Genomic DNA, 19,024 nt, shown 5'->3' on the forward strand with positions numbered 1-19,024 from the left:
GATTCCATCATGAGCAGCACTTCCGCCCGCCCCGCTTCGTCCGCCTCCGAGGTGACGACGGGGCTTGCGCTGATGTTTCTGTCGGTGATGGTCTCGCCGCTCATCGATATCTTCGCCAAGCTTGCCGTCGTCACCGTCCCGTCCGCCGAGATCACCGCCGGCCGCTTCGTTGTGCAGGCACTCTGCATGCTGCCGATCGTGCTATGGCGGCGCAGCTTTGCCGATTTTTCTTGGCGCCAGAGCCTGTTCCACGCCATCCGCGGCTTCATCATCACCGTCTCGATGATCTCTTTCGTCACCACGTTGAAATACATGGCGGTCGCCGACGCGATCGCGATCTTCTTCATCGAGCCGATTATCGTGACCATCCTCGGCGGCATTTTCCTCAAGGAGACGATCGGCTGGCGGCGTTACACCGCCTGCGGCGTCGGCTTCTTCGGGGCGATGCTGATAATTCAGCCGAGTTTCGAAGAGGTCGGCTACATCGCGCTCCTGCCCGTCCTGACGGCGCTCTGCGTCGCAACCTTCGTGTTGATGACCCGCGTCCTCTCACACAGCGAGGACCCTTGGTCGATGCAGTTTCAGATGGGCATCTGGGGCTTGCTCTTCTGCGCCCTCCTGCTTTTTGTCGGTGAAGGAAGCGGCTCCGATCTCTTCGATCCCGTCATGCCTGTAGGCAGCGCCTGGTTCTACGTCGCCGGCGTCGGGGCTATGGCCGCCATAGCCGGAATCCTCGGCGTCTATGCCTATCGGGCAGCACCGGCGTCGACGCTGGCACCGCTGCAATATCTCGAGATCGTCTCAGCTACGGTCTTCGCCTGGCTTGTTTTCGGCGATTTTCCGGATGCGATCAAATGGCTCGGCATCACGATCATCATGGCGTCGGGCTTCTACATCCTATGGCGCGAGCGCCGCTTTGCTTCAAAGCCCGTATCCGATACATCTGAGGTGACGCTGGCGCCGTAGACACCGACGGGAGGAACATGACCGAGACCGCGACGAACAAGCCGCCGCTTGCAGGCATCCGGGTGATCGAGCTTGCCCGCGTGCTCGCCGGCCCCTGGGCGGGCCAGATGCTTGCCGATCTCGGCGCCGACGTCATCAAGGTGGAAAATCCCGACGGTGGCGACGACACCCGCCAATGGGGCCCGCCCTTCGTCGAAGGTGCCGACGGCGAAAATCTCTCGGCCGCCTATTACCACGCCGCCAATCGCGGCAAGCGCTCCATCACCGCCGACCTCAAGAGCCCTGAAGGCCAGGAACTCGTCCGTCGTCTCATAGCCACCGCCGATGTGGTGATCGAGAATTTCAAGGTCGGCGGCCTCGTCAAATACGGGCTGGATTACGACAGCGTTCGCAAGCTGAACCCGAGGCTCGTCTATTGCTCGATCACCGGCTTCGGCCAGACCGGCCCCTATGCCGGTCTCGCCGGCTACGATTATATCGTCCAGGGCATGTCCGGCTTCATGTCGATAACAGGCGAGCCGGACGGCCAGCCGATGAAAGCGGGCGTGGCAATTGCCGACATCTTCACCGGCATCTATGCCGTTTCGGCGATCGAGGCCGCCCTGATCCATGCCCTGAAGTCAGGCGAAGGCCAGTTGATCGACATGGCCCTGCTCGACGTGCAATCGGCCGTGCTCGCCAATCAGAACATGAACTACCTCATCTCCGGAGTCGCACCGACCCGCCTCGGCAACGCCCATCCGAACATCTCGCCCTATGAGGTCGTGCCGACGGCCGACGGTTTTCTCATTCTGGCCGTCGGCAATGACGGCCAGTTCCGCCGCCTCTCTGCCATCCTCGGCCTGGAGACGATCGCGGATGACGCGCGTTTCTCCGCCAACAAGGCCCGGGTCGCCAACCGCGGCGAGGTGCGCCGCCTGATCTCCACCGAGACGCTGAAATGGCAGAAGGCTGATCTCCTGAAGGCCTGTGAGCAGAACGCGGTTCCATCCGGCGCGATCAACACGATCGAGGAAATGTTCGCCGACCCGCAGGTGCAGGCCCGCGGCCTGCGCATCGACCTTGGCGATGCCGTCGGCACCGTCATTCCCGGGGTCAGGACGCCGGTGGTGCTGTCGGAAACACCGTTGCGCTACGTCAGGCCCAGCCCGCGTCTCGGTGAACACAGGGAAGAAATTCTGGCAGAACTCGCCGAGCTTGAGAGGAAGGCATCGTCATGAAGAAGGTATCATTATGACAAAGACGGGCGGGGAATTGATCGTCGAGGCGCTGAAGGCGAACGGTGTCAAACGCCTGTCCTGCGTGCCCGGCGAGAGTTTCCTCGCCGTTCTCGACGCCTTGCGCGACAGCGATATCGACGTCCTCGTCTGCCGGCAGGAAGGCGGAGCGGCGATGATGGCCGATTGCTGGGGCAGACTGACCGGCGAGCCCGGCATCTGCATGGTGACCCGCGGTCCCGGCGCCACCAACGCCTCCGCCGGCCTGCATATATCGAGACAGGATTCTATCCCGATGATCCTCTTCATCGGCCAGGTGCAGCGAGAGGCCCGTGAACGGGAGGCCTTCCAGGAGGTCGAGTTCCGCCGCGCCTTCACCGAATTCGCCAAATGGGTGGGCGAGATCGACGACGCCGCCCGCATTCCCGAATTCGTCACCCGCGCCTTTGCGGTCGCAACCTCCGGCCGTCCCGGCCCCGTGGTGCTGACGCTGCCGGAAGACATGCTACGCGACGAGGTCGAGGCGCCCCGCGCCAGGCGTTATGCCAGCGTCGAGGCCCATCCCGGCCGCAGCCAGATCGACGATCTTTATGTAAGACTCTTGAAGGCCGAACGGCCGATGGTGATCCTCGGCGGCACACGCTGGGATGCCGATGCCGTCGCCGATTTCGCAATCTTCGCAGAGCGTTTTCAGCTGCCGGTGGGCTGCTCCTTCCGCCGGCAGATGCTGTTCGATCATCTCCATCCCTGTTATGCCGGCGATGTCGGCATCGGCATCAATCCGGCGCTCGCCAAGGAGATCAAGGAGAGCGACCTGCTGATCCTGCTCGGCGGCCGCATGTCGGAAATGCCGTCCTCCGGCTATACGCTGCTCGACATCCCCTACCCGGCCCAGTCGCTCGTTCATATCCATCCGGACCCGTCGGAGCTCGGCCGCGTCTATCGTCCCGATCTTGCCATCTGCGCCAGCCCCGCCGATTTTGTCGAGGCACTCGCTGATCTCGAAGCTCCGGCCGAGCCACGCTGGGCGGAGCGGACCGCGCATATGCACCAGGCCTATCTCGCCTGGTCGAAGCCGCCAGCGACGGGTCCGGGCGCCGTCCATATGGGACCGATCATGGAGTGGCTGGAAGGCCATATCGAGCCGGAAACGATCTTCACCAATGGCGCCGGCAACTACGCCACCTGGCTGCACCGCTTCCATCGTTTCCGCCGCTTCAACACCCAGGCCGCCCCCACCTCCGGCTCGATGGGCTACGGCCTGCCGGCGGCGGTGGCCGCCAAGCGGCTCTTTCCCGAGCGCGAGGTCATCTGTTTTGCCGGCGACGGCTGCTTCCTGATGCACGGCCAGGAATTCGCCACCGCCATCCGCTACCAGCTACCGATCATCGCAATCGTCGTCAACAACGGCATGTACGGCACGATCCGTATGCACCAGGAGCGCGAATATCCCGGCCGCGTCAGCAGCACCGATCTGACAAACCCCGACTTCGCGGCCCTTGCCCGCGCCTATGGCGGCCACGGCGAGACGGTGGAAAGCACGGAGGAATTCGCCCCGGCTTTCGAGCGCGCGCGCGCAAGCGGAAAACCGGCGATCATCGAGGTCAAACTCGATCCGGAAGCGATCACACCGACGCGCACGTTGTCCGAAATCGCGCAAACAAAAAGCCGGTAAGTCGCCCCACCGGCTTTGAGAGACGGACTGCGGCGACCTTAGTCGAGCGCAGCCGTGACGATGAACTCGACCTTGTATTTCGGCGCGGCGAGCTTGGCTTCGCTGGTGGCCCGTGCCGGCGGATTGGCCGGATCGATCCAGGCTTCCCAGGCTGCGTTCATCTCGCCGAAATAAGCAATGTCGGAAAGATAGACGAGGGTCTGCAGGATCTTCGACTTGCTGCTGCCGGCGGCCGCCAGCAGACGGTCGACTTCGGCAAGCGCAGACTTGCACTGATCGGTGACGCTTTCGCCCTCGCCCACCTGGCCTGCGAGGTAGACCGTGTTGCCGTGAATGACGGCGCCGCTCATGCGTGCGCCGACGTCGATACGCTTAATGCTCATTATCGTCTCCTGAGTGAATGGAAGTGGCGGCGCTGCGGAGCAGCGCCTGAAAATCAGCGCCCCGTACGACGCTCAATTGCGGATATGCTGAGTTTTCTGGTAGATCGCCGTCGAGCGCGCCCCCGAGCGGCAATAGCCGAGCATTGGCCGCGGGAATTCGTCCAGCGCATCGACCATGCCCTGCACCGCCTCTTCGGTCACGCCCATCGGTCCAACCGGGACATGGGCGATATCGAGTCCGAGCTCTTTGGCACGCGCCTCGATGAAGGAGAATGATGTCTGGTCGGGGCTTTCATGATCGGGGCGATGGCAGACGATCGATTTGAAGCCCAGCGCCTTGATCGCGTCGAGGTCCTCAAGCGTGATCTGCCCCGAAACCGAATATTCATCGTCGATCTGGCGAATATCCATCGTCTTGTCTCCTCAAAGATCGTGGGCTGATGGTCTACGACGGGAGCCCCGCAAGCGTCAACAACACTTCACTCACAGGAACGCAAAGGTCAGCGCATAGCTGCGGCTTTCGCCCGGGGCGAGCATGTTGAATTCACCTGCCGCCTGAAGCTCATCGCGCGTGACCCAGCGATGCGACACCGGCTCGATGCCGAGGATATGGGCGGGCGCCTTCTGGTTTCGCCAGACCTGCAGATAGGGCAGCGTATCGGCGCGGAAGCGCACGCTGAGCGTCCTGCCGCCTATTGCGGCGATCGGCCCGAGACGGACCTCGGCCAAGCTCTCCTCCGTCGCCGTCGCCGCCACACAGAAGATGCCGCCCGGCTCCTCGCCGAATGTCCACGGGAAGCCGCCATTCTCCAGCATCCGGCCTTCGAGCCGCGTGCCGTCATCCAGCCATTTGCCGCCGACATTCATATGGTACATCAGGAAGGTCGGCATCACCTGATCGCTGGTATTGATAACCCGGTCTTCAAGCCGCACCTCGCCGTTCACGCCGTCGATCCGCCACAGCCGCTCGATGCGCTGCGGCAATCCCTCGACGGTGATGATGTCGATATCGGCGCGGCATTCGGCATTGCCATTCTCGTGTTTCGTCCACAGGATCTTGGCGGCGTGGCCGGAGGCCGATCCGTGCAGCGGATAGACCTTGCCGTCGGCACGGCCGGCGATCAGCTGGCGATGGCGGATATGATCCGGCCCGCAGGTGAAGAGAAAACCTTCGAGCGAGTGGTCGATTCGCGGATCCCCATCGTCGGGAATGGCGCGCTTTGGCGCGATATCGACGCCGTCGACGATGCATCCGCCGATATCCAGCACCGATGTTTCATCGAGCATCAGGCGCGGCCCGCTTGCAGCGGCAAATTCGATCATCTCGGGTCTCCTCAAGGATTTATCGGCCGCCGTAGCGTTAGATTTCGCACTGGCCTTCGTCAATCGGCGCCGTTCTCCTCTTGCGCTTTTGCCGCAACCGTGGATTTTGCGGAACGGACACAAGGATGCAAACGTTTATGAGTAAAAGGAAATCTTAGGGATTTTCATATTTTGTTCAGCACGCTTTCATAAATTCCACACTAGCGTCAAAATTCGCGGGTGTGTGTCGGCCAGTCACTGTTCGAGGTGTGAGACGTGAATCGCTTTTTGAAGTCGGCATTTTCGCTTGCGGCCCTGCTGGCAGCCGTTTCGGCTGCAGCACCACAGGCTGGCGCGCAGCAGTTTCGTGACCGTCGGCAGAGTGATGTCGTACTGGTGACGCCGAACGGCGAAATCCTCGATTATGTCCCTCGCGGCTTTGCCTATGCCCGCGACCGCAGCGGCAACCGCGTGCTGATCGACGCCTACGGCAACGTCGTCGCCACCGAAATGCGCGCCCGCGGTTACTACCCGCCCCGCCCCGGTCCTCGTGAGGTCTACTCCGACCAGGGCGGCAACGATCCCTATTATGCGGACGACAACCCCTATGGCGACACGCGTTATTCCGAGCGCGGCGCCGTCACCGGCGGCATTCCGCGCGACGCAGCGATCGAGCGCCTGCCGCTCGGCGAGGAGCCCTATCCGGACGACAACAGCATCGGTAATCCGCAATCGGGCGACGATTACGCCTCGATCGATCCCGATCAGCAGATCCCGCCCGCCGATGCGCCGAAGGCAGCACCTGACGAGCCCGTGATCACCCTGAAGAACAAGTCGAAGCCCGAGATCGTCGCGCTGCAGGTCTTCCTCGACCGCGCCGGCATCTCTCCCGGTGTCATTGACGGGCACATGGGCTCGAACGTCACCAAGGGCATTTATGCTTACGACCAGATGACAGGGTCAAAGCTCGACCCCAACGACACCGATGCCATTCTGGAAGAGCTGCGCATGAACGGCGGCCTGCCCGTCGTCAGCTATACGATCACGCCGGCCGATGCCGCCGGCCCCTTCGTCGCCGAGATCCCTGAAGATTATTCGCATAAGGCGCTGCTGCCGTCGCTCGCCTATACCTCGACCACTGAAATGCTTGCCGAGCGTTTCCATATGGACGAGGCCTTCCTCAAGGAGATGAACCCCGGCGTCGATTTCAGCGTTCCCGGCACGGTGATCAAGGTCGTCAATCCCGGCGAAGCGAAGACCGGCGAGGTCGCCCGCATCATCGCCGACAAGGGGCGCAAACAGGTTTTCGCCTATGACGGCGCCGGCAATCTCATCGCCGCCTACCCGGCTTCGATCGGCTCAACAGACACCCCCTCCCCGTCCGGCACGGTGACGGTCGAGCGCGTCGCGTTCAATCCCGGTTATACCTACAACCCGAAGATCAACTTTCAGCAGGGCGCCAACGACAAGATCCTCAACATTCCCCCTGGCCCGAACGGCCCGGTCGGCACCGTCTGGATGGCGCTTTCCAGGCCGACCTACGGCATCCACGGCACGCCGGAGCCCTCCAAGATCGGCCGCACCCAGAGCCACGGCTGCATTCGCCTGACCAACTGGGATGCAACCGAGCTTGCGAAAATGGTCAAGCCCGGTGTGACGGTCGAGTTCGTCGACTGAGCCAAAGCCAAAATGGTCACAAACGATAAGGCCGCCGGATCGCTCCGACGGCCTTTCTGTTTCATGCTTGGATATTCACGCCGCCGTTGCCATGCGGGCCGAGACCGTCAGCCTGACCGGCACCTTGCGCGTGATTTCCTCGGCAAAACAGGTGGCGTTCTCACGCGCCTTATCGAGATTACTGACGCGCGTGGGGTCCATGGTCTGCAGCGTGCCGCCACAGTCGAAGATGTCGCGGAAGGCCGAACGTTCGATGATCGCCGTGTCCAGCACCGGCACGTGCCGCTCGCTGAGCAGCGACTTGACAAGCTGCAGCGCCCGGGTCGTCACCATCGAGTTGACGCGGGTCAGCACCACCGAATGACCGATCTTGATACCCGCCTTCCCGTCCAGATATTGCAGCAGTTCGAGCACCTGCGCTCCGCCGCGCGCATCCATCGCACAGCCCTGGATCGGGATCAGCACGTGGTCGGAAAGGCCGACGGCAGTGGCAAGCAGCGGATTGCGCGCGCCCGGCAGGTCGACGATGAAATAGTCGGTATTATGCTTGTTCTCACTGATATGCTGCGGCAGCGAGGCGGTCGTCACGAAATCGATCACCGAAATATTGGGCACGTGTCCTGATATCTCGTGCCAGCGTGAAATCCAATGCTGCGGATCGGCATCCAGAATGGTCACCCGATGGCCCTGACGGGCAAGCTCGGTCGCGAGCAGGAGAACAGCGGTCGTCTTGCCGGCGCCGCCCTTGGTGTTTGCGAATGTAATAACTGGCATGTTCGGTCCTCGGATGAAATGGCGCGAGCCGGCATCGCTCTTGTGCGCACTGTCGGAGCATCGTGCGGTTAACCCATCCTTTACAATCATGGTTAACAAATTGCGAACGCGCGCGGCGAAATTGCAGCCGGTATTTTTCACATCCCTAAAATTCAGGACGCCTCCAAATGAAAAGCCCGGAAAGCGAGAGCTTTCCGGGCCGATCTGCAGGTCCATCTGATCTTATCAGAAGCAGTCCCTGAAAAGCGCCTTGGTGTTTTCGAGCGTCATCGCCACCGGGTTGCCGCCCGCACTCGGATCTTCGATCGCCATGGCCGACAATTCGTCGATACGGTCGGGGGCGATTCCCATTGCCGTCAGCGTATCCGGCACGCCGAGATCGGAACGCAGCTTCAGCACATAATCGTAGAAGCCGTCGAAACCGCCCGCAATGCCGAGATAGGCGGCCGCCCGGCCGATCTTCTCCTCGATGACAGCGCGGTTGAAGCGCAGCACCGCCGGCATGACAACCGCATTGGTCATGCCGTGATGGGTGTTGTAGACCGCGCCGATCGGATGCGACAGCGCATGGATGGCGCCGAGCCCCTTCTGGAAGGCGACGGCGCCCATGGCGGCGGCCGACATCATGTTGGCGCGGGCTTCGAGATCCGTCCCTTCCTTATAGGCACGCGGCAGGAATTCCTTGACGAGGCGCATGCCTTCCAGCGCGATGCCGGCCGACATCGGGTGATAGAAGGGCGAGGAATAAGCCTCCAGGCAATGGGCGAAGGCATCCATGCCGGTTCCGGCGGTAATGATTTTCGGCATGCCGACCGTCAGTTCCGGATCGGAGATGACGACGCCTGGCAGGAACTTCGGATGGAAGATGATCTTCTTCACATGCGTGACGGAATTGGTGATGACGCTGGCGCGCCCGACTTCCGAACCAGTTCCCGCCGTCGTCGGCACGGCGACGATCGGGGCGATGCCTTCGAGGCTCGCACGCGTCCACCAGTCGCCGATATCCTCGAAATCCCAGACCGGCCGCGTCTGGCCGGCCATGAACGCAACGCACTTGCCGAGATCGAGACCCGAGCCGCCGCCGAAGGCGACGACGCCGTCATGACCGCCGTCCTTGAAGGCTTTGACGCCGGCCTCGAGGTTCTTTTCGTTCGGATTCGGGTCGACGTCGGCGAAGATCGCCCGGCCGAGGCCGGCATCTTCGAGGATATCGAGCGCGGTCTTGGTGATCGCCATCGAGGCGAGGCCGCGGTCGGTGACGAGCAGCGGCTTCTTCATGCCGAGGCTCTTGCAGGCGTCCGCCAGTTCCTTGATGCGGCCCCGGCCGAGCTTGACCGATGTCGGATAGCTCCAGTTTGCGGTGATGTTGCTGCTGCTCATGCTGTGACTTTCTTCAGGTGGAAGGATTTCGGACGCGTCAGATTCTGGAAGCCGATGATCGACAGCGAGCCGCCGCGGCCGGTCTCCTTGACGCCGGTCCAGCAGAGCGCCGGATCGAGATAATCCGCGCGGTTCATGAAAACGGTGCCGGTTTCGATGTCGCGGCCGAGCCGCGCCGCCCGCTCGGCATCCTTGGTCCAGAGCGAAGCCGTCAGCCCATACTGGCTGTCGTTCATCAAAGCCAACGCCTCCTCGTCGCTCTTCACCTTCATGATGCCGACGGCCGGACCGAAAGTCTCCTCGCGCATGAAGGCCATGGAGTGGTCGACATCGACGAGAACCTGCGGCGCGAGATAGGCGCCGCCGTCATCCTGGGGAAAAAACTTGGGATCGACAAGCGCCTTGGCGCCCTTGGAAACCGCCTCGGCGATCTGCTCGCGCACCACCTTGGCGAAACGCTTGTTCGCCATCGGCCCGAGCGAAGTTTCCGGATCGAGCGGATTGCCGAGCTTGTAGTTCGACACCCAGGCGACCGATTTCTCGACGAAGGCGTCATAGCGCGATTCATGCACATAGATGCGCTCGATGCCGCAGCAGCACTGGCCGGAATTGTAGGTCGCACCGTCCATCAGCGTATCGACGGCCGCATCGAGATCGGCGTCTTCCATGACGTAACCCGGATCCTTGCCGCCGAGTTCGAGGCCGAGGCCGGTAAAGGTGCCGGCAGCGGCCCGCTCCATCGACCGGCCGCCCTCGACCGATCCGGTGAAGTTGACGAAGTTGAAGCTGCCGGCGGCAATCAGCGCCGATGTCGTTTCATGGTCGAGGAAGACGTTCTGGAACACGTCTTCGGGAACGCCGGCCTCGATAAAGGCCTGCACCAGCCGCTCGCCGACGAGCAATGTCTGCGAGGCATGTTTCAGCACCACCGTGTTACCGGCCATCAGCGCCGGAGCGATCGTGTTGATCGCCGTCATATAGGGATAGTTCCAAGGTGCGACGACGAAGACGACACCATGCGCTTCGCGCTCGATGCGGCGCTCAAAACGATCACTCTCTTCGACAACGAGCGGCGCCAGCGCATCCGCCGCAATCGACGCGACATAGTTGGAGCGCTCGTTGAAGCCCTTATATTCGCCGCCATACTTGATCGGTCGGCCCATCTGCCAGGCAAGTTCCGGCACGACGACATCGGACATTTCATTGAGGCGCGCCACACCCTTCAGCACGAGCTGAACGCGTTCTTCGAGCGGCCGTCTCGCCCAGGCCTTCTGCGCTTTGCGCGCACGCGCCACCACGTCCTTGGCGGCATCGAGCGAAAGCGCCGGACGCTCCGCGTAAACCGATCCGTCGACCGGTGAAATGCATTGGATCATTGCCATGATCGGTTCCTGTCCTCGTATTGATCAAAAATTTCGTCGAGGGCATAGCCCCTCATCCGCCTGCCGGCACCTTCTCCCCGCACGCGGGGCGAAGGGGGATGGCCGCAACCTCTCCGTTCCTCGCCAACGTCTCGCAGGGCACGTCCCCTCTCCCCGTAAAACGGGGAGAGGGTTAGGGTGAGGGGCAAACAACCCGCAATCCCGTACTAAGCCCTTTCGAAACCCCGCGCCACTTCCCAATCCGTGATGCGGCGGTCGTATTCTTCCTGCTCCCATTCGGCAGCACGAGTGTAGTGGTCGATGACGTCGTCGCCGAAGGCTTTGCGCAACATCGCCGATTCCGTCATTGCAGTCGTTGCCGCGCGCAGCGTGCGCGGGATTTCGCGAATGTCCTTGCCGCCATAGGCGTCACCGACGAAGGGGGCTTCGAGCTCCAGCTTGTTCTCGATCCCGTCGATACCGGCGGCCAGCAGCGCGGCGAAGGCGAGATAAGGATTGAGATCGGAGCCGCCGACGCGGCATTCGATGCGGATTCCCTTGGTCTCCTCACCGCAGAGGCGGTAGCCGGCAGTGCGGTTGTCTTTGCTCCAGATGGCCTTTGTCGGCGCGAAGGTGCCGGCCATGAAGCGCTTGTAGGAATTGATGTAGGGCGCCAGGAAATAGGTGATCTCGCTTGCATGGGCGAGAAGCCCGGCAACGTAATTGTGCATCAGCGGCGACATGCCGTATTTGCCGGCATGATCGAAGAACAGCGGCTTCTCCTCGAGGCTCCAGAGCGACTGATGGATATGCGAGGAGCTGCCGGCGGCATTGTAGTTCCACTTGGCGAGGAAAGTGATGGCCTTGCCTTTCGACCAGGCGATTTCCTTGCAGCCGTTCTTGATGATCGCGTGCCGGTCGGCCATGGCGAGTGCATCGGCATAGCGCACATTGATTTCCTCCTGGCCGGCCGAAGCCTCGCCCTTGGAGTTTTCGACCGGGATGCCGGCGCCCTGCAGCCCGGTGCGGATCGCCCGCATCACCTCTTCCTCCTTGGTGGTCTGGAAGATGTGGTAATCCTCGTTATAGGCGCTGGCGAGCTTCAGATTCCGGTAACCCGATGCATGCGCCGCCTCATAGCTCTGGTCGAACAGGAAGAATTCCAGCTCCGAGGCCATATAGGCCTTCATGCCCATGTCCTCGAGGCGCTTCACCTGCCTCTTCAGGATTGCGCGCGGCGAATGGGCCACTTCCTCATGCGTATGATGGTCGAGCACGTCGCAGAGCACGAGCGCCGTGCCTTCGAGCCATGGAATGCGGCGCAGCGTCGAAAGATCCGGCTTCATCGTATAGTCGCCGTACCCCTTCTCCCAGCTCGTCGCCTTGTAGCCGGAGACGGTCTCCATCTCCATGTCGGTGGCGATCAGGTAGTTGCAACTGTGCGTTTCCTTCCAGGCGCTTTCGACGAAATATTCAGCCTGGAAGCGCTTGCCCATCAGCCGGCCCTGCATGTCCACCTGGCAGGCCAGAACCGTATCGATGCGCCCTTCGGCAACATCCTTCCTGAGATCGTCGATTGTGTAGCTGCTCATGATTGATCCGCCTGACATTGAAATTGAGAAAATCGGGGCAACGAAATCGCATGCGATTGGCCGGGTGATGGCCTGATGCCTTTTCGTTGAGCCGGTGATGGGGCCGCCGGACGCGGCCCCGCCATTTGAGAGGAAGCCTCGATGCTTAACGTTCGCCGCTTTCGCCGACGGCCGCTTCTGCTGCCGCGATTTCGGCCTGGCGCTTCGCCACGTCGGCACCGATCGGCGGCCCCTTGAAGCGCCGGCTCTCGAAACCGAACCAGACGATCGCGGTGACCACGAGGAAACCGACGGTGATATAGAGCGCCCATTCATTCGGCGGCTGGATGCCGAGAATGAAGATCAGGATCATCGCAATGATCGAGAGCACGGCAAAGAGCTTGAAGACACCTTCGCCGAGGTTCCACGGACCCATCTTGTCCCACTTCGAAGTGCCCCAGGCGAAGAGGCCGAGCGTGATCGGGATCGCGAAGGAGAAGAACAGGAAGATGACCGTGCACGAGACGACGATCGTGTAAACCGGCGTGTCGCCGATCGATACGAGGGAGGAGCCCCAGACGAACAGCACCGACAGGATCGAGCCGGTCCAGATCGCAGCTACCGGCGTGCGGTACTGTGGGCTGACCTTCGACAGTGCCTTGGAGGCCGGCAGTCCGCCGTCACGCGAGAAGGCGAAGATCATGCGAGAGACCGAAGTGACGGTCGCAAGGCCACACAGCCACTGGCTGACGAGGATCGCCAGATAGAGGATGTCCTTGACGATCGGGTTCACCTGGCTATCCATCGCCCAGAAGAACACGTTCCAGCCCTGCTTGGCCGCATCGTCCATATTCGGCAGCATGAGGACGAAGGCGCACAGCATGATATAGCCGAACAGCGCCGACCACAGGACCGAGGCGACCATGCCGCGCGGCACCGACTCGGCTGCCTTGACCGTCTCTTCCGACGTATGCGCCGAGGCGTCATAACCGGTGATGGTGTAGATCGGCAGAAGCAGGCCGAGCAGGAAGACCCAGGTGCCCGAGGTGGACGGCCAGACGTTACCGCCGACTTCGCCGGAATAGTTGGCAAAGGTGAAGAGACGGCCGAACTCATAGGAAGGCGCCGCCAGCAGGCAGACGACCGCCAGCGCGATCGAAGTCGCGAAGATCAGATAACCCGAAAAATCGGTCAGCTTCGCGGTCAGGCCGATACCCATGTGGTTCACGAGCGCCTGCGCGCCGGTGATGACCACGAGGAAGACGATGCGCACCGTCGTGGTGTCCGTCAGTCCGAGATAGGTGGTGCCGAAGGAGCCCATGAAGAAATAATAGGTGCCGACATTGATGGCGCCGAGCACGGTGACGAGGCCGAGCAGGTTGAACCACGCGGTTAGCCAGCCGGTGAAGCGGTTGCCGAGGATCGAGCCCCAGTGATAGAGGCCGCCCGCCGTCGGATAGGCCGAGCTGATCTGCGCCATGGCGACGGCGAAGACGAGCGAGATGAAGCATCCAACAGGCCAGCCGACGCCGATCGCGGCTCCGCCGGCGCCCGCGGTCGCCTGCGCAAGCGAATTGATGCCGCCGGAGAGAATGCAGATGATGGAGAACGATACGGCGAAATTCGAGAATGAACTCATTCGCCGCTCGAGTTCCTGGGCATAGCCCATCGAATGCAGGATGTGCACATCCTGCTTTTTGTCCAGATCGGTATAATCCGACATGACTTCCCCCTGTTCACGATCGGCCGCGGGATTGCGGGCCGGTTCAGTGCCAATTGTCCGCGACATTTTCGCCGTACGGACGTCCGCAGATAAACTGCTCCCTCGGGTCTTCTTTTTTATTCAGGCTTCCAGGCTGTGCTGGAGAAGTCCTGTCAAGTAGTCGGCCATGACCCTTTGGCCGCCATCGTCTGCGATGAGGTCGTTGCGGACCTCGATCATCACATTGCGCAAGCCGTTCGAAAGCCCTTGCAGGATCAGCGTGTGGGTCACGCCGTCCTCCGGACCGTAAGGCTGGTTGCGTTCAGTCCTGTAGAGCGGCGCTTCAGCCGCAGCATCCAGCATGCGGTCGGCGAGCCGGCTGTCTTCGTCGTGCAGTATGCCAAGTTCGACGGCGCGTTGCCGGCCGTGATAGACCGGCGTGAAGCTGTGCATCGTCACGATAATGCTGTCCTGCCCCCTCGCCCGGCGATCGCGGATCAGCTCGCGAATGGCGTCGTGAAAAGGCACGTAGAGCGCATCGGTGCGCGCCAGGCGTTCTTCGGCGGTCAAATCTTTGTTGCCGGGAATGGCATAGATTTCGCTGGTCTCCGGCATGGCGCCGGGTGAACTCGGCGGCCGATTGCAGTCGTAGATGAGTCGGGAGAAGCGCTGGTAGACGAGCGTTGCGTCGAGTGCTTGCGATATGACGCGGGCAACGGCGAGCGCGCCGGGGTCCCACGCAATGTGGCTCGACAGCGCTTCGCTCGGCAAACCGAGATCGCCGAAGCGGGCAGGAAGCGCGTTGGAAGCGTGCTCGCAGACGAGCAACACCGGGCTCTGGCCGCCGACGCGCTCGACCCCGACGCAGTTACCGTCCGCTTCGCTGAGGATTTTGGGCCGGGCCAGCACCAAAGGCGCCACTCCTATCCATTAATAAAATGTTATAAGAAAAGAATTCTTCAGGTTTCGATCACTGTCAAGCATCCTCTGAAAAATTCTTTTCATGACACCGGTTGACATGGATTATGACAGCGTTGTTAACTTTGGTTGGGAAAGTGGCGCTAGACCATCCCGGGGAGCAAGATTAGGTGACAGTTGCGTCAAAGACGGTTTCGGACGTCATACACTCGCATTTCGGGCTGTTGACGCGCGCCGAAAAACAATTGGCTGAAAGCCTTCTCGACAATTATCCGGTGTCCGGCCTCGGCAGTATTACCACCATCGCCGAGAATGCCGGCGTGTCCACGCCGACCGTCGTGCGCATGGTGCAGAAGCTCGGCTTCAAAGGCTATCCGGATTTTCAGGCGCACCTGCATCTGGAGGTCGAAGCGACGATCTCCAACCCAATTGCCAAGCACGATCGCTGGGCGCAGAATGCACCGGGAACCCATATCCTCAACCGTTTCGCCGATGCCATCATGGGCAATCTGCGTCAGACGCTGACCGATCTCGACACCGCGACCTTCGACAGCGTCGCCTCGCTGCTGTCGGACCGCAAGCGCGGCCTCTACTTTGTCGGTGGCCGCATCACCGGCGCCCTTGCCGAATATTTCTTCACGCATATGCAGGTCATCCGACCTGCCACGACGCTGCTGTCCTCCAATTCCAGCAGCTGGCCGCAATATGCCCTCAACATGAATGCCGGCGACATCCTGATCATCTTCGACATCCGCCGCTATGAGCAGGAAATGGTCAGCCTTGCGACCGCAGCCCGCAAGCGCGGCGCCGAAATCGTCGTCTTCACCGACCAGTGGGGCTCGCCCGCCGCTAAGCTGGCAAGGCATGCCTTCCGTGTGCGGATCGAGGCGCCCTCAGCCTGGGATTCGTCCGTCGTCACTCTTTTCATCGTCGAGGCGCTGATCGAGGCCGTTCAGAATTCCACCTGGGATGAGACGAAGGAACGCATGAAGACCCTGGAAGGCCTGTTCGAACAGACCAAGCTTTTTCGCAAACCCGGTTAGGAGGACAAGAATAAAAGAGAGGGAAAACAATGACGGATTTGGCGGAAGTGAGCAATGCAGTCGCAAATGAAACATCTGTCAAAAGCGCCTGCTATTCCGGCAAAATTAACGTCATCCAACCGTCACACAAGCTTCATGTAAGCTGATTAACAGCATCGCCAGACACTGAAAACCCGAAGGAGAACAACAGTGATCTCTAATCTTTCTCGACTGCTGTCGCTTTCTACTGCGATGATCGTGGCTTCGACCGCGATTGCCGCCGCAGAACCGAGCGCTGAACTCATCGCCGCCGCCAAAAAGGAAGGCACGCTGACCACGATCGCCCTTCCGCATGACTGGTGCGGCTACGGCGACGTCATTGCCGGCTTCAAGGCCAAGTATGGTCTCGAGGTCAACGAGCTGAACCCGGATGCCGGTTCGGGCGACGAAATCGAAGCCATCAAGGCCAACAAGGGCAACACCGGCCCACAGGCTCCCGATGTCATCGACGTCGGCCTCTCCTTCGGCCCGTCCGCCAAGAAGGACGGCCTGATCCAGCCCTACAAGGTCTCCACCTGGGACTCCATCCCGGATTCCGCAAAAGATTCCGAAGGCTACTGGTACGGCGACTATTACGGCGTTCTCTCGTTCCTCGTGAATAAGGATCTCGTCAAGGAATCGCCGGCAGACTGGGCAGACCTGAAGAAGAGCGACTATGCAAATACCGTCGCACTCGCCGGCGACCCGCGCACGGCCAACCAGGCCGTCCAGGGCGTGTATGCCGCTGGCCTTTCCGTGTCCGGCGGTGATGCAGCCAAGGCAGGCGAAGAAGGCCTGAAGTTCTTCGCCGAACTCAACAAGGCCGGCAACTTCGTGCCGGTCGTCGGCAAGGCTGCGCCCTTCGCGCAGGGCTCCACGCCGATCATTGTCGCCTGGGACTACAACGCACTTTCGTGGGGTGAAAGCCTGAAGGGCAATCCTCCGTTCGAAGTCGTCGTTCCGAAGACCGGCGTCGTTGCCGGCGTCTACGTGCAGGCAATCTCCGCATTCGCTCCGCACCCGAACGCTGCCAAGCTCTGGATGGAATACCTATATTCCGACGAAGGTCAGCTCGGCTGGCTGAAGGGCTATTGCCACCCGATCCGCTTCAACGATCTTGCCAAGAACAACAAGATCCCGAAGGACCTGCTCGACAAGCTGCCGCCGGCAGCAGCCTATGAAAAGGCTGTCTTCCCGACGCTCGAAGAACAGGCTGCCGGCAAGGAAGCCATCACCAAGAACTGGGATTCCGTCGTCGGCGCAGCCGTCAAGTAATCTCCGATCCTGCCTCCCCGCCCAAAAGGCGGGGAGGCTTTCTCACTCCGACGCCCCAGGATGAGCTTTCCATGAGTACCGTTTCAACACCGATGGTAAGCAGCGCCCCCTTGATCAACAAAGACCGCGTGATCGACTGGCTGGGTATTGCACCCTTCATTATTTTTTCCCTGCTGTTCCTGATCATCCCCACGCTTTATCTCGTGGCCGGCGCGTTCCTGACGCCCGAGGGCGATTTCACGCTGAAGAATATCGGCGATCTCTTCACTCCATCCATTATCAGTGCCTACTGGATCAGTATTCGCGTCTCCGTCGCCTCCGCCCTCGGCGGCGCGCTGATCGGCTTCTTCCTCGCCTGGGCCGTCGTGCTCGGCGGTCTGCCCGCCTCGGTGCGCTCGACGCTTCTGACCTTCTCCGGCGTCGCCTCGAATTTCGCCGGCGTGCCGCTCGCCTTCGCCTTTCTCGCAACACTTGGCCGCACCGGGCTCGTGACGGTTTTCCTGCGGGAATGGTTCGGCTTCAATCTCTATGGCACAGGTTTCAACCTGCTGTCTTTCCTCGGCCTCACCATCACCTACATGTATTTCCAGATCCCGCTGATGGTGCTGATCCTGACGCCGGCGCTCGACGGCATGAAGAAGGAATGGCGCGAAGCATCGCAAATCCTCGGCGCCACCAACCGCCAATATTGGACGATGGTCGCCCTGCCGATCCTCTGGCCGAGCCTGCTCGGCACGACTCTGCTGCTCTTCGCCAACGCCTTCGGCGCCATCGCCACCGCCTTCGCGCTGACCGGCAGTTCGCTGAACATCGTGCCGATCCTGCTCTACGCGCAGATCCGCGGAGACGTTCTGCACAATGCCAACCTCGGTTACGCCATCGCTCTCGGCATGATCGTCATCACAGGCGTATCCAACATCCTTTATCTCATGCTGCGCATGCGCGCCGAGCGGTGGCAGAAATGAAAACACAACGTCTCGGAGCCTGGATCGCCATCATTCTCGGCGCATCCTATTTCATCATCCCACTGATCGGCACCATCGAATTTTCGCTGCGTATGCGCCGCGGCGAATACAGCCTCGACGCCTATCAATCGGTCTTCTCGGACATTCAGTTCCGCGAGACCTTCGGCTATTCCATGCTGATGGCGTTGCTCACCATCGTCTTCGGCATGCTGCTCGTGGTGCCGACGGCCTATTGGGTGCGGCTGCGCCTGCCGCAGATGCGTCCCGTCGTCGAGTTCATCACGCTGCTGCCGCTCGTCATTCCGGCGATCGTCATCGTCTTCGGCTACCTCAGAATGTATAATTCGTCATCCTACTTGCCGCTGACGGGTTCGACGACAGGGACCAATGCCCTGCTGGTCTTTTCCTATATCACGCTGTCCCTGCCCTACATGTACCGCGCAGTCGATACCGCCATGCGCGCCATCGATGTCCGCACGCTGACGGAGGCGGCCGAAAGCCTCGGCGCCCGCTGGACGACCATAATGTTCCGCTGCATCTTCCCGAACGTGATGAGCGGCGTACTCTCCGGCGCCTTCATCACGCTTGCGATCGTCATGGGCGAATTCACCTTCGCCGCCCTGCTCAACCGCCCGGCCTTTGGCCCCTATTTGCAGCTCGTCGGCGCCAACAAGGCCTATGAGCCTTCGGCGCTCGCCGTCATCGCTTTCTCGATCACCTGGCTCAGCATGGGCCTGCTCAACCTCGTTTCCCGCTTCGGCAAAGCCCGCCCGGCAAAGGCTTAAGGTAACCGGCTC

17 protein-coding genes are annotated in these 19,024 nt (G+C 61.3%); 8 read left to right on the forward strand and 9 right to left on the reverse strand.

Going from position 1 to position 19,024, the window contains the following annotated elements; translation table 11 throughout:
- Nucleotides 1–9 precede the first annotated feature (9 nt).
- Genes GGD53_RS23965 through GGD53_RS23975 form a run of 3 tightly spaced genes read left to right on the forward strand, consistent with a single transcriptional unit; the run spans nucleotide 10 to nucleotide 3,858 of the window.
- Nucleotides 10–966, forward strand: a complete 957-nt coding sequence (locus tag GGD53_RS23965) for a DMT family transporter (RefSeq protein ID WP_184459265.1) — start codon at nucleotides 10–12, stop codon at nucleotides 964–966.
- 17 nt (nucleotides 967–983) lie between these two features.
- Entirely contained in the window at nucleotides 984–2,186 is a 1,203-nt protein-coding gene (locus GGD53_RS23970; RefSeq protein ID WP_184459266.1) for a CaiB/BaiF CoA transferase family protein, read from the forward strand.
- 13 nt (nucleotides 2,187–2,199) lie between these two features.
- Nucleotides 2,200–3,858: a thiamine pyrophosphate-binding protein gene (locus GGD53_RS23975; protein WP_184459267.1), complete on the forward strand. Its 1,659-nt coding sequence runs from the start codon at nucleotides 2,200–2,202 to the stop codon at nucleotides 3,856–3,858.
- Between the two features lie 38 nt (nucleotides 3,859–3,896).
- Here GGD53_RS23975 and GGD53_RS23980 read toward each other — a convergent pair whose 3' ends face one another.
- The 3 genes from GGD53_RS23980 to GGD53_RS23990 all read right to left on the reverse strand — a co-directional run bounded on the left by GGD53_RS23980 (nucleotide 3,897) and on the right by GGD53_RS23990 (nucleotide 5,564).
- Nucleotides 3,897–4,241 carry a RidA family protein gene (locus GGD53_RS23980; protein ID WP_097597936.1) on the reverse strand — a complete coding sequence of 115 codons (345 nt, stop codon included), beginning with the start codon at nucleotides 4,239–4,241 and terminating at the stop codon, nucleotides 3,897–3,899.
- Nucleotides 4,242–4,313: 72 nt separating this feature from the next.
- Entirely contained in the window at nucleotides 4,314–4,652 is a 339-nt protein-coding gene (locus GGD53_RS23985) for a TIGR01244 family sulfur transferase (RefSeq protein ID WP_184459268.1), read from the reverse strand.
- Between the two features lie 72 nt (nucleotides 4,653–4,724).
- Nucleotides 4,725–5,564, reverse strand: a complete 840-nt coding sequence (locus GGD53_RS23990; RefSeq protein ID WP_184459269.1) for a DUF4432 family protein — start codon at nucleotides 5,562–5,564, stop codon at nucleotides 4,725–4,727.
- Nucleotides 5,565–5,819: 255 nt separating this feature from the next.
- On the opposite strand from GGD53_RS23990, the gene GGD53_RS23995 reads away from it, so the two are divergent.
- A complete protein-coding gene (locus GGD53_RS23995; protein ID WP_184459270.1) occupies nucleotides 5,820–7,220 on the forward strand; it encodes a L,D-transpeptidase family protein in 1,401 nt (466 codons plus the stop codon).
- Between the two features lie 75 nt (nucleotides 7,221–7,295).
- On the opposite strand, the gene GGD53_RS24000 is transcribed toward GGD53_RS23995, so the two are convergent.
- From GGD53_RS24000 to GGD53_RS24025, 6 genes are all read right to left on the reverse strand, one after another.
- A complete protein-coding gene (locus GGD53_RS24000) occupies nucleotides 7,296–7,994 on the reverse strand; it encodes a ParA family protein (protein WP_184459271.1) in 699 nt (232 codons plus the stop codon).
- A gap of 225 nt (nucleotides 7,995–8,219) precedes the next feature.
- Nucleotides 8,220–9,374 (reverse strand): iron-containing alcohol dehydrogenase, encoded by a 1,155-nt coding sequence (locus GGD53_RS24005; RefSeq protein WP_184459272.1) that lies wholly within the window; start codon nucleotides 9,372–9,374, stop codon nucleotides 8,220–8,222.
- Nucleotides 9,371–10,756: an aldehyde dehydrogenase family protein gene (locus GGD53_RS24010; RefSeq protein ID WP_184459273.1), complete on the reverse strand. Its 1,386-nt coding sequence runs from the start codon at nucleotides 10,754–10,756 to the stop codon at nucleotides 9,371–9,373. Before GGD53_RS24010 ends, GGD53_RS24005 begins: the two co-directional genes overlap by 4 nt.
- Nucleotides 10,757–10,962: 206 nt before the next feature.
- Entirely contained in the window at nucleotides 10,963–12,327 is a 1,365-nt protein-coding gene (locus GGD53_RS24015) for a glutamine synthetase family protein (protein WP_184459274.1), read from the reverse strand.
- Between the two features lie 145 nt (nucleotides 12,328–12,472).
- A complete protein-coding gene (locus GGD53_RS24020; RefSeq protein ID WP_184459275.1) occupies nucleotides 12,473–14,029 on the reverse strand; it encodes an amino acid permease in 1,557 nt (518 codons plus the stop codon).
- 120 nt (nucleotides 14,030–14,149) lie between these two features.
- Complete coding sequence (locus tag GGD53_RS24025; RefSeq protein WP_184459276.1) at nucleotides 14,150–14,920, reverse strand: N-formylglutamate amidohydrolase; 771 nt, start codon at nucleotides 14,918–14,920, stop codon at nucleotides 14,150–14,152.
- Nucleotides 14,921–15,096: 176 nt separating this feature from the next.
- Between GGD53_RS24025 and GGD53_RS24030 the strand changes: the two genes are divergently transcribed.
- The 4 genes from GGD53_RS24030 (at nucleotide 15,097) to GGD53_RS24045 (ending at nucleotide 19,012) form a co-directional block, all read left to right on the forward strand.
- A complete protein-coding gene (locus tag GGD53_RS24030) occupies nucleotides 15,097–15,969 on the forward strand; it encodes an SIS domain-containing protein (RefSeq protein WP_184459277.1) in 873 nt (290 codons plus the stop codon).
- A gap of 189 nt (nucleotides 15,970–16,158) precedes the next feature.
- Nucleotides 16,159–17,262, forward strand: coding sequence for an extracellular solute-binding protein (locus GGD53_RS24035; protein ID WP_184459278.1), 1,104 nt, complete (start codon nucleotides 16,159–16,161; stop codon nucleotides 17,260–17,262).
- A gap of 71 nt (nucleotides 17,263–17,333) precedes the next feature.
- Complete coding sequence (locus GGD53_RS24040) at nucleotides 17,334–18,227, forward strand: ABC transporter permease (protein ID WP_184459279.1); 894 nt, start codon at nucleotides 17,334–17,336, stop codon at nucleotides 18,225–18,227.
- Nucleotides 18,224–19,012 (forward strand): ABC transporter permease, encoded by a 789-nt coding sequence (locus GGD53_RS24045; RefSeq protein WP_085778821.1) that lies wholly within the window; start codon nucleotides 18,224–18,226, stop codon nucleotides 19,010–19,012. Before GGD53_RS24040 ends, GGD53_RS24045 begins: the two co-directional genes overlap by 4 nt.
- The last annotated feature ends 12 nt before the right edge of the window (nucleotides 19,013–19,024 follow it).

Origin of the sequence: Rhizobium aethiopicum, from assembly GCF_014197535.1 — a bacterium.
GTDB lineage: Bacteria > Pseudomonadota > Alphaproteobacteria > Rhizobiales > Rhizobiaceae > Rhizobium > Rhizobium aethiopicum_A.

Bases quoted from the DNA above. Each gene is read 5' to 3' on its own strand.
- GGD53_RS24000 (WP_184459271.1), bottom strand. From the start codon at position 7,994: ATGCCAGTTATTACATTCGCAAACACCAAGGGCGGCGCCGGCAAGACG.
- GGD53_RS23990 (WP_184459269.1), bottom strand. From the start codon at position 5,564: ATGATCGAATTTGCCGCTGCAAGCGGGCCGCGCCTGATGCTCGATGAA.
- GGD53_RS23985 (WP_184459268.1), bottom strand. From the start codon at position 4,652: ATGGATATTCGCCAGATCGACGATGAATATTCGGTTTCGGGGCAGATC.
- GGD53_RS24015 (WP_184459274.1), bottom strand. From the start codon at position 12,327: ATGAGCAGCTACACAATCGACGATCTCAGGAAGGATGTTGCCGAAGGG.
- GGD53_RS23965 (WP_184459265.1), top strand. From the start codon at position 10: ATGAGCAGCACTTCCGCCCGCCCCGCTTCGTCCGCCTCCGAGGTGACG.
- GGD53_RS24020 (WP_184459275.1), bottom strand. From the start codon at position 14,029: ATGTCGGATTATACCGATCTGGACAAAAAGCAGGATGTGCACATCCTG.
- GGD53_RS23975 (WP_184459267.1), top strand. From the start codon at position 2,200: ATGACAAAGACGGGCGGGGAATTGATCGTCGAGGCGCTGAAGGCGAAC.
- GGD53_RS24045 (WP_085778821.1), top strand. From the start codon at position 18,224: ATGAAAACACAACGTCTCGGAGCCTGGATCGCCATCATTCTCGGCGCA.
- GGD53_RS24005 (WP_184459272.1), bottom strand. From the start codon at position 9,374: ATGAGCAGCAGCAACATCACCGCAAACTGGAGCTATCCGACATCGGTC.
- GGD53_RS24010 (WP_184459273.1), bottom strand. From the start codon at position 10,756: ATGGCAATGATCCAATGCATTTCACCGGTCGACGGATCGGTTTACGCG.
- GGD53_RS24040 (WP_184459279.1), top strand. From the start codon at position 17,334: ATGAGTACCGTTTCAACACCGATGGTAAGCAGCGCCCCCTTGATCAAC.
- GGD53_RS23980 (WP_097597936.1), bottom strand. From the start codon at position 4,241: ATGAGCATTAAGCGTATCGACGTCGGCGCACGCATGAGCGGCGCCGTC.
- GGD53_RS23970 (WP_184459266.1), top strand. From the start codon at position 984: ATGACCGAGACCGCGACGAACAAGCCGCCGCTTGCAGGCATCCGGGTG.